11 protein-coding genes and 1 pseudogene are annotated in these 12,029 nt (G+C 62.8%); 5 read left to right on the top strand and 7 right to left on the bottom strand.

Annotated elements, in window-relative coordinates; translation table 11 throughout:
- Nucleotides 1-363: 363 nt before the first annotated feature.
- Nucleotides 364-644, top strand: a pseudogene (locus ACKAMS_RS16950) (ATP-binding protein); the annotation flags it as partial.
- A gap of 86 nt (nucleotides 645-730) precedes the next feature.
- Here the strand turns inward: ACKAMS_RS16950 and ACKAMS_RS16945 are convergent.
- Nucleotides 731-1,672 (bottom strand): alpha/beta fold hydrolase, encoded by a 942-nt coding sequence (locus tag ACKAMS_RS16945; RefSeq protein ID WP_408989283.1) that lies wholly within the window; start codon nucleotides 1,670-1,672, stop codon nucleotides 731-733.
- A 110-nt stretch (nucleotides 1,673-1,782) separates the two neighbouring features.
- Between ACKAMS_RS16945 and ACKAMS_RS16940 the strand changes: the two genes are divergently transcribed.
- Nucleotides 1,783-2,748, top strand: coding sequence for a helix-turn-helix transcriptional regulator (locus ACKAMS_RS16940; protein ID WP_408989282.1), 966 nt, complete (start codon nucleotides 1,783-1,785; stop codon nucleotides 2,746-2,748).
- Between the two features lie 122 nt (nucleotides 2,749-2,870).
- Nucleotides 2,871-3,488, top strand: a complete 618-nt coding sequence (locus ACKAMS_RS16935) for a YdeI family protein (protein WP_047887990.1) — start codon at nucleotides 2,871-2,873, stop codon at nucleotides 3,486-3,488.
- Nucleotides 3,489-3,632: 144 nt separating this feature from the next.
- On the opposite strand, the gene glnA is transcribed toward ACKAMS_RS16935, so the two are convergent.
- On the bottom strand, nucleotides 3,633-5,069 hold the full coding sequence (glnA, locus tag ACKAMS_RS16930; RefSeq protein WP_003941609.1) for a type I glutamate--ammonia ligase: 1,437 nt from the start codon (nucleotides 5,067-5,069) through the stop codon (nucleotides 3,633-3,635).
- A gap of 213 nt (nucleotides 5,070-5,282) precedes the next feature.
- Between glnA and ACKAMS_RS16925 the strand changes: the two genes are divergently transcribed.
- Entirely contained in the window at nucleotides 5,283-5,756 is a 474-nt protein-coding gene (locus tag ACKAMS_RS16925) for an RDD family protein (protein WP_019748923.1), read from the top strand.
- A gap of 71 nt (nucleotides 5,757-5,827) precedes the next feature.
- Here the strand turns inward: ACKAMS_RS16925 and ACKAMS_RS16920 are convergent, their stop codons facing one another.
- The 5 genes from ACKAMS_RS16920 to sucB form a co-directional block, all read right to left on the bottom strand.
- The gene (locus ACKAMS_RS16920) at nucleotides 5,828-6,583 is read right to left on the bottom strand and encodes a DUF4191 domain-containing protein (protein WP_003941625.1); all 756 of its coding nucleotides are present in this window, start codon (nucleotides 6,581-6,583) and stop codon (nucleotides 5,828-5,830) included.
- A 76-nt stretch (nucleotides 6,584-6,659) separates the two neighbouring features.
- Nucleotides 6,660-7,670: a lipoyl synthase gene (gene lipA / locus ACKAMS_RS16915; protein ID WP_003941610.1), complete on the bottom strand. Its 1,011-nt coding sequence runs from the start codon at nucleotides 7,668-7,670 to the stop codon at nucleotides 6,660-6,662.
- Between the two features lie 51 nt (nucleotides 7,671-7,721).
- Nucleotides 7,722-8,483: a lipoyl(octanoyl) transferase LipB gene (lipB, locus tag ACKAMS_RS16910; protein WP_408989281.1), complete on the bottom strand. Its 762-nt coding sequence runs from the start codon at nucleotides 8,481-8,483 to the stop codon at nucleotides 7,722-7,724.
- Nucleotides 8,484-8,512: 29 nt separating this feature from the next.
- Complete coding sequence (locus tag ACKAMS_RS16905; protein WP_019748921.1) at nucleotides 8,513-9,400, bottom strand: TIGR01777 family oxidoreductase; 888 nt, start codon at nucleotides 9,398-9,400, stop codon at nucleotides 8,513-8,515.
- Nucleotides 9,401-9,520: 120 nt separating this feature from the next.
- Nucleotides 9,521-11,269, bottom strand: a complete 1,749-nt coding sequence (gene sucB, locus ACKAMS_RS16900; protein ID WP_020908115.1) for a 2-oxoglutarate dehydrogenase, E2 component, dihydrolipoamide succinyltransferase — start codon at nucleotides 11,267-11,269, stop codon at nucleotides 9,521-9,523.
- A gap of 364 nt (nucleotides 11,270-11,633) precedes the next feature.
- Between sucB and ACKAMS_RS16895 the strand changes: the two genes are divergently transcribed.
- On the top strand, nucleotides 11,634-11,984 hold the full coding sequence (locus ACKAMS_RS16895) for a hypothetical protein (protein ID WP_003941713.1): 351 nt from the start codon (nucleotides 11,634-11,636) through the stop codon (nucleotides 11,982-11,984).
- Nucleotides 11,985-12,029: the final 45 nt, after the last annotated feature.

Genomic DNA, 12,029 nt, shown 5'->3' with positions numbered 1-12,029 from the left:
TCTTCTGTACGTCGGCGGATTCACTCTCGCCTTGATATGGATTTCCCTGTGCCTTGTCGGAACGGCCGATGTGGTTTCCGTGTCCCGGCGAATCGGTGTGTGGCGAGCAGTCGCCTTCTTTTTCGGGATTTGGCTTGTGCCCATCGCCGGGTTGAGTGCATGGCTTGTTTTCCGACGCTCTCGTTGATTCCCGAAAGTGGACCCGGAGAGGTAGACGCGTTTCCGGAACCCGGTAACTTGTTGGATCAGAGGCGATTTGAAATGTGGCGAGAGCCTCTTGTCGATGCAGCAGGCGACAACGTCCATCCAGGCGATGCCGGAACTGGTTGGGCCTGGGCCAACTGGCAGTGGGTGGTCGGGACCGCCCGCTACGGCCGAGGGGGATCTGCTCGGCATCGACGAACTCGGTTACATGGAACTCGACAAACGAGGCGCCGAGCTGCTTTTTCAGGTGTTGACCGAACGGGAGGAAAAGAACCGTCGCCATCGCCTCCAACGCATCGTTCTCCGGCTGGACGACAACGTTCACCGAACCACGACTTTGCGCCGCCATCGTGGATCGGCTCACCTTCGGCGGCAACATCATCGAAACCGCCACCGACTCTTACCGACTCGTCCACATCCGAGCTCAGCAATCCGCTTGATACACACAAGGTGGGTCCGGATCACGCCCCCTATCGGACTTGAATGAGACTGACATTTTCACTGAGACCCGCACCTAGCCTTGAAACTATGTGGCATCCTGCCGCTCCAGCCAGTTCAAGATCGCTTGGTTGGTCTCTTCGGGTCTTTCTTGCTGGATCCAGTGACCGCAGTCGAGATTGACTACTTCCACATTGGGCACGAACTCTGTCAGGTTCTCAGCTCTCGCGATCGCGTCACGGTCGCCGTAGATCATAAGTGCGGGCTGTTGGATAATCGGGTCCACCTCCGCCAGCAAATGCCAGTTGCGGTCAAGGTTCCTGTACCAGTTCACACTGCCCGTGAATCCTGTCGATTCGAAGGCGGAGACGAAAACGGCCAATTCGCTATCGCTCATCAGAGGCTCACCGAGTGGTGTCTCTGCTCTGGCGAGATCGATCAGTGCCATACCCGGCTGAGGCTCCCTGAGGGGTTCGTTCTTCCGGTACAGGTTGCGGAGGAACCGGAAGGTGTTGTCTTCGAACACCGCGTCCGCGACGCCCGGCTGTCGATTGAAATGGACGAAGTAGAAATCACCGCCGAGCACGGCTTCCATGAACTCAATCCAGGGCTGCTCTCCGCGATCCTGGTAGGGCAGGCTCAGGTTGATCACTTTGTTTACCCGGTCCGGGTGCAACAGGGTCAGGCCCCACACGACAAAGGCACCCCAATCGTGACCGACAAAGGTGGCATCTTCGTAGCCGTAGTGATCGAGAAGTGCGATGAGATCACCCGTCAAATGTTCAATGTCATAGTCCGTCACTTCGGTCGGACGTGATGAATTGCCGTAGCCGCGTTGGTTCGGGACGATGACGTGGTAGCCCGCCTCGACAAGGGCGGGCACCTGGTATCGCCAGGAATAGGCGTGCTCTGGCCATCCGTGACACAACACGATGGGTTTCCCGGCATTGTGTCGCCCTGCCTCGAAGACTTCGAGTTCCACGCCGTTGACTTGGATGAGGACGGGCCTGGGGAAGTCGGATGGATTCACGGATGCTCCTTTGAGTTGAGTACCGATCTCGTGTCTGGATCGACCGGTTGCTCCGACGTTAGGGAGCATCGTGGACACATAAAGTCCTAGATCGCTGGCAATCTGAAGAAATGCGGAACGATCCCACAGGCCGAGCACTGCAATTGCTCTCGCTCCTTCAGACCCATCGCTTCTGGCACTGTGCCGAACTTGCCGCACGACTCGATGTCACGCAGCGGACGGTGCGCCGCGACATCGATCGCCTACGCGACCTCGGTTATCCGGTCGATTCCACGTCCGGAAAGTACGGGGGCTACCGACTTGCAACGGGGGCACACGTGCCGCCCCTGATCCTCGACGATGACGAGTCCGTGGCGGTAGCCGTCGGACTGCGCTACGCCGCCGAGGCCGCCATCGGAGGCATCGAAGAAACATCGCTGCGCGCGCTGACCAAGATCGAAGCACTCCTGCCCCATCGACTACGCCGACGTGTGTCGGCACTGCATTCGAGCGTCAGTTCCATGCGGCGGGCAGATGACGACATCGTCGACCCCGAAGCACTCAGTGTGCTCGCTGCGGCATGTCGCGACCACGAGCACGTTCGTTTCGACTACCGGCGAGGTGACGGCGAGAGCAGCAGACGGCTCGTCGAGCCGCACCGCCTTGTCACGGCGGGACGTCGTTGGTACCTCGTAGCATGGGACCACCATCGTGCGGATTGGCGAACTTTTCGACTGGACCGGCTCTCGGAGCCCTGGCTGGCAGGCAGTCATTTCACGCCACGCGAGATCCCGGGCGGTGACGCGGCAGCCTTCGTCGCGAGATCAGTCGGCTCGCCACCCCGTCACCACGATGCAAAACTCGCCATCGAAGCTACGTTCGCCGACCTCGAGGGCGTACTCAGATGGATAGACCACACATCGATCGAGGTGGCAGCGGACCGCTGCCTTGTCGAGATCCGCAGCGAAGATCTCGGCAGGCTCGCCATGACGGTTGCGCGCATTGCGCTCACCGCCCCAGTGGTCGTCATCGAACCAACCGAGCTTGCCGACACCGTCAGTCGGCTCGCCCTTCACCTCAGGGTCTCGCCACCATGACAGTCAGAAGAGGATTGTGCGACAGAACCATTCATGTCCAGGTTGCCGCGGGGACGTGTTCCCCGCGCAGGCCCCTCGTCTATCGAGACACGTATCCGTTCCCCTGTGAGCTTGGAGAGTAATTGACCAATTCGAAATCATCGCCGGCTTCCATCCACCCCCCGACGTGGAAGTTCGACTACCCGATCATCCACGCCGAGACTCGGGAACAGTGGCGAACTTGGCTGACGGACAATCACACGTCAGGCCGAGGTGTGTGGTTGTGCTCCTGGCGCACCACCACCAGCCGACCACGCTGCCCCTACCCTCAGGCCGTTGAGGAAGCCATCTGCTTTGGTTGGATCGATTCCACCAACACCATCTTCGACGAAGAGCGCAATTTGCAACTGTTCACGCCGCGTAGACGCAAGAGTTCCTGGACCCGACTCAACCGCGAACGCGCAGCGGATATGGAGGCGCGTGGCCTCATGACCGCTGCTGGTCGTGGTGCCATTGCTGCCGCGAAATCCACTGGTTGGTGGACGATTCTCGACCAGGTCGAAGACCTCGAGGAACCATCTGACTTGCAGGCGGCGCTGGACCTGGACCCGCAAGCGCGAAGCAACTGGGACAGTTTTCCGCCCAGCGCCCGCAAACAGATGCTGTGGTGGATAGTCTGTGCCGCTCGAGACGCAACACGGGCAGGTCGAATCGCCCATATCGTCAACAATGCGGCCATCGGCGAACGTGCTCGCGGCTGATCCGCGATTCGACCGCGTCCGGAATGAAGGCCGGTCATCATCTGTCCGAGGGGTTTCCCTCGGACAGAAACAAGTCCACCCGCCCCGCAGAAGCGGGACGGGTGGACTCGGTACTCGCAGGTCTGACTTACGTCAGGATGCGGATCACACGTCGTAGTAGAGCTCGAACTCGTACGGGTGCGGACGCAGGTTGACCGGAGCGATTTCCTGCTCGCGCTTGAGCGAGATCCAGGTCTCGATCAAGTCGGTGGTGAAGACGCCACCCTCGGTCAGGTACTCGTGATCGGCTTCGAGGCGGTTGATGACCGTCTCGAGGCTGGTCGGAGCCTGCGGGATGTTGCGAGCCTCCTCCGGGGGAAGCTCGTAGAGGTCCTTGTCGACCGGAGCCATCGGCTCGATCTTGTTCTTGATGCCGTCCAGGCCGGCCATCATCTGTGCAGCGAAGTTGAGGTACGGGTTACCCGAGGAGTCGGGTGCGCGGAACTCGAGACGCTTTGCCTTCGGGTTGTTGCCCGTGATCGGGATACGGACAGCTGCCGAGCGGTTGCGCTGGCTGTACACGAGGTTGATGGGGGCTTCGTAGCCCGGCACCAGACGGTGGTACGAGTTGATCGTCGGGTTGGTGAAGGCCAACAGCGACGGAGCGTGGTGCAGGATGCCGCCGATGTAGTGGCGAGCCATGTCCGAGAGGCCTGCGTAGCCGGACTCGTCGTGGAAGAGGGGCTTGCCGTCCTTCCACAGGGACTGGTGGACGTGCATGCCCGAGCCGTTGTCACCGAAGAGCGGCTTCGGCATGAAGGTCGCGGACTTGCCGTGCTGCCAGCAGGTGTTCTTGACGATGTACTTGAACAACTGCAGGTCGTCAGCAGCTGCGAGCAGCGTGTTGAACTTGTAGTTGATCTCCTGCTGTCCGCCGGTGCCGACCTCGTGGTGGCCGCGCTCGAGCTCGAAGCCCGCGTTGGTCAGGTTGGTGGAGATTTCGTCGCGCAGGTCCACGTAGTGGTCGTACGGAGCGACGGGGAAGTAGCCACCCTTGGCGCGAACCTTGTAGCCGAGGTTCGGGGAGCCGTCGGCGTTGGTCTCTGCGCCGGTGTTCCAGGAACCGGAGATGGAATCCAGCTCGTAGAACGCGGAGTTCATGCCGGAGTCGTAGCGAACCGAGTCGAAGATGTAGAACTCGGCCTCGGCGCCGAAGAATGCGGTGTCCGCGATGCCGGTGCTGACCAAGTACTCCTCGGCCTTGCGGGCAACGTTGCGCGGGTCGCGGCTGTAGGACTCACGGGTGAACGGGTCGTGCACGAAGAAGTTGATGTTGAGGGTCTTCGCCTTGCGGAAGGGGTCGATCTGCGCCGTGGTGACGTCGGGAAGCAACATCATGTCGGACTCGTGGATCGACTGGAATCCGCGGACCGAAGATCCGTCGAATGCGAGGCCGTCCTCGAACACGTCCTGGTTGAAAGCAGACGCCGGGATCGAGAAGTGCTGCTGGACGCCGGGCAGGTCGCTGAACCGAATGTCGACGTACTCGATGTTCTCGTCCGCGATGTACTTGATGACCTCTTCGGCCGTGGTGAACGCCACGCTTGTGCTCCTTAAGTCGCTTCAGCCAAGTGATGTCGGTTGAATCCGTCGAGGCAGACGGTAGGGAGCTGGTGTTGCCCGCTCGTCAAGCCTTTGTTTCGGCAGTGTTACGCGTCGCAGCATCCTGGGGATTTCCGAAGTCCATGTGACCGGCCACACAGTTAAAACCCGGCAAATCTGGACTACGGTGCTGCGACGCCTATCCTGGACAGCATGGCACGTATCACCGGAACTTGGCTCTCTGGGCCGCAAGCAGCTTTGCCGAAGAGCACGGACGGCCGTGAGCAGTCGTACCGTGGCGAGTTCCTCGGTTTCCCTCAGGAGGGGCCGGGTTCGCTGGTCGGTTCGGGCCGTCGTATCGCCGCACTGTTGGTGGATTGGGTCATGGCCGTGGGAGTGGCCTCGCTCATCACCGGAGACTTCTTCGACGGTATGACCTCGACTGTCACTTTGATGGTGTGGTTCGCCGTCGGTGTCGTCACCGTGGCTCTGTTCAACTTCACCCCGGGGCAGTTCGTCCTCGGACTTCAGGTTGCGCGAATCGAAGGCCCGATCCGAGTGGGCTTCGTGCGCGCGTTGGGGCGTCAGGCGCTGCTGGTGTTCGTCATTCCCGCGACCATCACCGACATCGACGGTCGTGGTATGCAGGACCGCGCGACCGGCACTTTGCTCGTGAAGTCGCGCTGACACAAACTTCTCGAACGAAGAAAGACCCGGGTCCGTATGGGCCCGGGTCTTTCGTTTGCTGTGGGGGAGTGTCAGCGACGACGAATGGTTCGCTGCATTCCCTTCATCTTCGCGCCTCCGGGCATCGGGCCCTTGGGAAGCGCTGCTCCGCCGCCGCGTGCGCTGAGCGCAGCGAGGCGCCCTTCGATGTTGTCCATGCGCTTGGTGTCGATGTTGCGGGGCAACTTGTTCAAGTAGCGCTGGAGCTGCGAGAGCGGAACCTGGCCCTCGTCGTTGCCGATGATGATGTCGTAGATCGGGGTGTCGCCGATGAGGCGGGCAGTCTTCTTCTTCTCCTGCGCGAGGAGGCCCTTGACGCGTTGCGGCGAACCCTCGGCGACGAGGATGACACCCGGCCGTCCGACGACGCGGTGAACGGCGTCGAGCTGGGTGGTGCCGGCGACGGCATTCGTGACGCGCCACGCGCCCTGCATGTTGTCTAGCGCCCACGCAGCGGCACCGGCCTGACCTTCAGCCTTCTTGTACACCGATTTCTGGACGCGGCGACCGAAGATGATGAACGCGCCGAGGAGACCGAGAACGATGCCGATCGGCAGCAGGAACCACTGAAGGCCCCAGATGAGACCGACCAGGAAGAAGACCAGAGCAGCACCGACGAGGGTGCCGATCATCAGCGGCAGGAGGAGCTTGTCGTCCTTGCGCTGCATCTGGAATGCCTGCCAGAGCTGAGTTCTACGTTCCTTGGAAGCCTGCTTGCGGGCAGCCTTCGCTGCAGCCTTTGCCTCTTTGGTGGGTTTGCCCTTACCGGATTTGCTGCCGTTCGCCATGTACCCAGGATACGTCCATTGCTGTGCGCCTTTACTAACCGCCCGCGGTTAATAAAGGCGCACAGCAAAAAGTGGATCAGCGATTCAGGCGCGCCATGAGTGAGCTGGCTTCCTGGGAAGCGTCTCCGCCCTCGGTCAGATGACGCTGCGCCTCGGGAAGTTCACGGCCGTGATGTGCCATGGCCTGCGCATACAGGCGGCCGGCGCGGTACGACGAGCGAACCAACGGACCGGCCATGACGCCGGCGAAGCCCATCTCTTCTGCAGCCTTGGAGTGTGCGACGAACTCCTCGGGCTTGACCCACCGCTCGACGGGGTGGTGCCGGGGCGAGGGTCGCAGGTACTGGGTGATGGTGAGGATGTCGCAACCGGCGGCGTGGAGATCTGCCATCGCCTCGGTGACCTCTTCAGGGGTTTCGCCCATACCGAGGATCAGGTTGGACTTGGTGACCAGTCCGTAGTCGCGTGCTGCGGTGATGACGTCGAGGCTTCGCTGGTACCGGAATGCCGGACGGATCCGCTTGAAGATGCGGGGGACGGTCTCGAGGTTGTGTGCGAGTACCTCGGGGCGTGAGGCGAAGACCTCGTCGAGCAGTTCGGGTTTGCCGTTGAAGTCCGGAACCAGGTTCTCGACGCCGGTGCCCGGGTTGAGTTCGTGGATCTTGCGGACGGTCTCGGCGTAGAGCCAGGCGCCTCCGTCGGGGAGGTCGTCGCGGGCGACGCCGGTGATCGTGGAGTACCGAAGCCCCATGGCCTGAACGCTTTCCGCGACGCGACGGGGCTCGTCGCGGTCGAGGGCTTCGGGCTTGCCGGTGTCGATCTGGCAGAAGTCGCAGCGGCGTGTGCACTGCTCGCCGCCGATCAGGAACGTGGCTTCGCGGTCTTCCCAGCACTCGTAGATGTTGGGGCAGCCTGCTTCCTCGCAGACGGTGTGCAAACCTTCACGCTTGACCAGGCCCTTGAGCTCCGTGTACTCGGGGCCCATCTTTGCGCGGGTCTTGATCCAGTTGGGTTTGCGTTCGATGGGCGTCTCCGCGTTTCGGATCTCGAGACGGAGCAGCTTACGTCCTTCTGGGGCGATAGTCACGACAGTGATCCTACGCCCGGTGATTCCTGCAACGGGGTTCGGGCGAGCCCGTCAGCTGTACTGAACGGTAGTAAAAGTCGGAGTAGGCGAGGCGCTTTCGAAGGTGACGCGCTCGACGTTCCGTTCGGTGACGGGCATGGTTCCGTCGAGAGCAGCGATCACTGCCTCGGTCACAGCGGGAGTGACTTCGTCCACGGTGACGTCGCGACCGAGTTCATGCGACAGCGTCGTCACCCCGGCGTCACGGATGCCGCAGGGAATGATGTTGTCGAATCCGGTCAGGACCGAATTGCAGTTCAGGGAGAAGCCGTGCAGTGCCACGCCCCGTTGGACGCGCACGCCGATGGCGGAAACCTTGCGCTCGGGCTTCCATTGCCCGTTTGCGAGTTCGGCGGGCAGCCAGACGCCGGAGCGGCCGTCGATGCGCCCGCAGTTCAGCCCGAGGTCCGTGCACACCGTGATCAGTGCTTCCTCGATGCGTCGGACATACCGCACCACGTCGATGGGCTCGGCCAGTTTCACGATCGGATATCCGACCAGCTGGCCGGGGCCGTGCCAGGTGATCTTCCCGCCGCGGTCGACGTCGATGACAGCGGTGCCGTCGACGGGACGGTCTTCGGGTTCCGTGCGTCGTCCTGCCGTGTACACCGGCGGGTGTTCGAGGAGCAGTAGCGTGTCCGGTCCGATGTCGTCTGCCCGCGCTGCCGCGAGCTCGCGCTGGCGGTCCCACGCGGCGTTGTAGTCGATCAAACCGAGTTGCTCGACGGCGATCGGCAGTTTCGAGAACCGGGCGGAAACGTCAGCGCTGCTCATGGACGTAGAGATTACGCCCGACTTCGGAATCATCCGAGTGCGGCCGCCAGCGCTTCCCCGATCGTGTTGTGGCGGAAGGAGAATCCCGCCTTTTCCAAGGCCGCGGGAATGGCGCGCTGGCCACCGAGGATGCCACTCTTGGCGAATTCTCCGATCAACGCTTCGAGTGCGAACCCGGGAACGATCCAGGGAGCCGGTCGGTGGACCGCACGGGACATGGCGTCGTTGAACTGGGCGTTGGTGACCGGTGCCGGACCGGTCAGGTTGACGGGACCGGAGATTTCGGAATTCGTGAGCGCGAACTTGATCGCGTCGCACTCGTCCTCGAGTGAGATCCACGGAAAGTACTGGCGACCATTGCCCAGTCGCCCACCGAGACCGAACGAATAAAGGCGCCGAAGCCGACCGAGCATGCCGCCGTGGGGTGAAATCACGACGCCCGAGCGCAGATTGACCACGCGGGCTCCCGCCTTGCGTGCGGGCTCGGTGGCAATTTCCCAATCGCGACACGTCGTGGCGAGAAAGTCGGTGCCTGCCGGCGAATCCTCGTCGACGATCTTGTCGCCGGTGTCGCCGTAGTAGCCGACGGCGCTCGCGTTGGCGAGTACGGGAACCTTCTGACTTGCGACAGCTTCGGCCAGGACATCGGTCGCGACGATGCGGCTGTCACGGATCGCCTGCTTGTAGGAACCCGACCACCGTTTGTCGCCGATGCCGACGCCGCAGAGGTTCACGACGGCGTCAGCGCCCTGTAGGACGGAGAGGTCCAGACGGTCCTGGTCCGGGTCCCAACGCGATTCGTCGGGTCCAGCGGTCGAGCGTCGCACGAGACGTACGACGTCGTGGTTGTCGGAGCGCAACGATGACACCAAGGCCGTTCCGATCAAACCGGACGAGCCGGCGATGACTACTCGCATTCGGAAAGCCTCCTTCGATTCAGCCTGCTTCGATATCCGACCGTGTATATCCGACCGTACTGAAAAAGCCGGGGCGCCACCTCCTGATGGAGATGACGCCCCGGCCGGCCGAGCAGTTGCTTACAGGCCCAGATCAGCTTCGAACGAGGCTTCTTCCAACCGCTGCTTCACAGTGGTGAGGAATCGGCCGGCGTCGGCGCCGTCGACCAGACGGTGATCGTAGGTCAGCGGCAAGTAGATCATCGAGCGAACGCCGATGGACTCGTTGCCGTTCTCGTCGGTGACCACCATCGGGCGCTTGACGATCGCGCCGGTTCCGAGCATGGCCGCCTGCGGCGGTACCAGGATCGGGGTGTCGAACAGCGCGCCCTGGCTGCCGATGTTGGTGATGGTGAAGGTTCCACCCGAGAGCTCGTCCGGCTTCAGGCCACCCGAGCGTGCACGCTTCGCGATGTCGGCGATGGCGCGAGCCAAACCGGCAAGGCCGAGATCGCCGGCGTTGTGGATGACGGGGGAGAGCAAGCCCTGATCGGTGTCCACTGCGATGCCGAGGTGCTCAGCGTCGTAGTAGGTGATCTGCTTGGCAGCCTCGTCGTAGCTGGCGTTGATGTTCGGGTGCGACTTCAGCGCCTCGACGACTGCCTTGGCGAAGAACGGAAGGAACGTCAGGTTGACGCCTTCGCGCTCGATGAAGCCGGCCTTGGCACGGGCCCGCAGGGCGACGATCTTGGTGACGTCCACCTCGAAGGTCTGCGTGAGCTGAGCGGTGTTCTGCAGCGACTCACGCGTCTTGGTGGCCGTGATCTGCCGAATACGGTTGGCTTTCTGCGTGGTTCCGCGCAGGTGTGCCAGTTCCGGTCGGACGCCTGCGGCTGCGGTGGCGGCCGGTGCGGCCGCGGGTGCTGCAGCAGGAGCAGCGGCGGCGGGAGCCTTCTTGGCCTCCGCAGCGGCGAGCACATCCTGCTTGCGGATACGGCCGCCGACGCCGGTGCCGGTGACGGTCGCGAGGTCGACGCCGTTGTCCGTGGCGAGCTTGCGCACGAGCGGGGTGACGTACGGGCTGCTGTCGCCGGAAGCTGCGGGTGCGGCCGCCGGTGCGGGAGCTGCAGCAGGCTTCGGAGCGGGTGCGGCCGGTGCGGCAGCAGGCTTGGGTGCCTCGGCCTTGGGTGCCTCAGCCTTCGGTGCTTCAGCCTTGGGTGCCGGCGGAGCGGCCGGTGCTGCGGGAGCGGCCTTGGGTGCCGGAGCCGCGGCGGGTGCGCCGGATCCGACGACGGCCAGCTGGCCACCGATCTCGACGGTGTCGTCTTCCTGCGCATTGATCTCGAGCAGGATTCCGGCGACGGGGGACGGGATTTCGGTGTCGACCTTGTCGGTCGAGACTTCGAGCAGCGCCTCGTCGACGGCAACCTCGTCGCCGACGGCCTTGAGCCAGCGGGTGACGGTGCCTTCGGTGACGGACTCGCCGAGGGCGGGCATCGTCACGGCGGTGCCTTCAGCGGAACCGCCGGAAGCAGCGGGTGCCTCGGCAGCGGGAGTTTCTTCGGCGGGTTCCTCGGCAGCCGGGGCTTCCTCGGCGGGAGCTTCCTCTGCGGCGGGGGCGGGTGCCTCTGCCTCGGGTGCTGCGGCTTCGCCGGCTTCACCGATCTGGGCGAGCTCGCCACCGATTTCCACGGTGTCGTCTTCCTGCGCGACGATCTTGGTCAGGACGCCGGCGACGGGAGACGGAATCTCGGTGTCGACCTTGTCCGTGGAGACTTCGAGCAAGGGTTCGTCGACTTCGACCGTGTCTCCTTCCTGCTTGAGCCACCGTGTGACAGTTCCCTCGGTGACGCTCTCACCTAGGGCTGGCATCTGGACGGAGAAGGCCATGTCTTTTGACTCCTCGACAGTTGTGTTCGGGTTGTTGAATTTTGTCGACTTGTGGTCGTAATGCATTGTGCTCGAGTGGCGCGCGACGTGCGGCTACTTGTAGCTATTTTGCCGATGTCGACGCGCGGGCGCGGCGTCACCGTCGTTCATCTTTCCATTGATACGCCGGGCGTGTCCGATGAGGGGGATGCCGTCCGTTTCGGGTGTGTCGGCTACTGGCGAGTAGGTATGCGTTGGGGGTCCGGCTGTAACGTCGTAAGCGGACCAAACGGTATGTCGTGCGCAGGCACAACGGACATCGCCTGGCAAACTTGACATATCGCCGGGGTGCATCCGCGGCGTCGGTACCGAGGAGGGTACGACCGTGGGACTGTTCGATCGTTTCAAGCGTCCGCCGAGTGCGGCTCAGGCCGCAGCGCAGAGTGATGCGGATCATCTGGCGAATTGGGCGCACTCGCACGAAGGCGTCGAGGCCTATGTGGAACCGCAGACAACGGTGACCGAGGTGACCGTTGTCCTCGTCGCGAAGGACGGGGAGTGGACTCGTCGTCGTGTCGGCGGCGAACGTGGTGCCCGCAAATTGGGACAAGACCTGAAGATTCCGGTCTACGACGTCCGAAAAACGGGATATCCGCAGCGTATGCGCGATCACGACGAGCGTAAGCGAATCGAACGCAAGCGGGCCCGAGAGCAGGAATTGCGCGACGGCGCCTGAACTTGCTGTGCGCCTTTATTAACCTCCCGCGGTTAATAAAGGCGC

It is taken from the genome of Rhodococcus sp. 5A-K4, assembly GCF_046097995.1.
Lineage (GTDB): Bacteria > Actinomycetota > Actinomycetes > Mycobacteriales > Mycobacteriaceae > Rhodococcus_F > Rhodococcus_F erythropolis.
The sequence above is the reverse complement of the archived record's forward strand: the minus strand, read 5'-3'. Positions and strand labels throughout refer to the sequence as shown.

Bases quoted from the DNA above. Each gene is read 5' to 3' on its own strand.
- ACKAMS_RS16940 (WP_408989282.1), top strand. From the start codon at position 1,783: ATGCGGAACGATCCCACAGGCCGAGCACTGCAATTGCTCTCGCTCCTT.
- ACKAMS_RS16925 (WP_019748923.1), top strand. From the start codon at position 5,283: ATGGCACGTATCACCGGAACTTGGCTCTCTGGGCCGCAAGCAGCTTTG.
- lipB (WP_408989281.1), bottom strand. From the start codon at position 8,483: ATGAGCAGCGCTGACGTTTCCGCCCGGTTCTCGAAACTGCCGATCGCC.
- sucB (WP_020908115.1), bottom strand. From the start codon at position 11,269: ATGGCCTTCTCCGTCCAGATGCCAGCCCTAGGTGAGAGCGTCACCGAG.
- ACKAMS_RS16905 (WP_019748921.1), bottom strand. From the start codon at position 9,400: ATGCGAGTAGTCATCGCCGGCTCGTCCGGTTTGATCGGAACGGCCTTG.
- ACKAMS_RS16920 (WP_003941625.1), bottom strand. From the start codon at position 6,583: ATGGCGAACGGCAGCAAATCCGGTAAGGGCAAACCCACCAAAGAGGCA.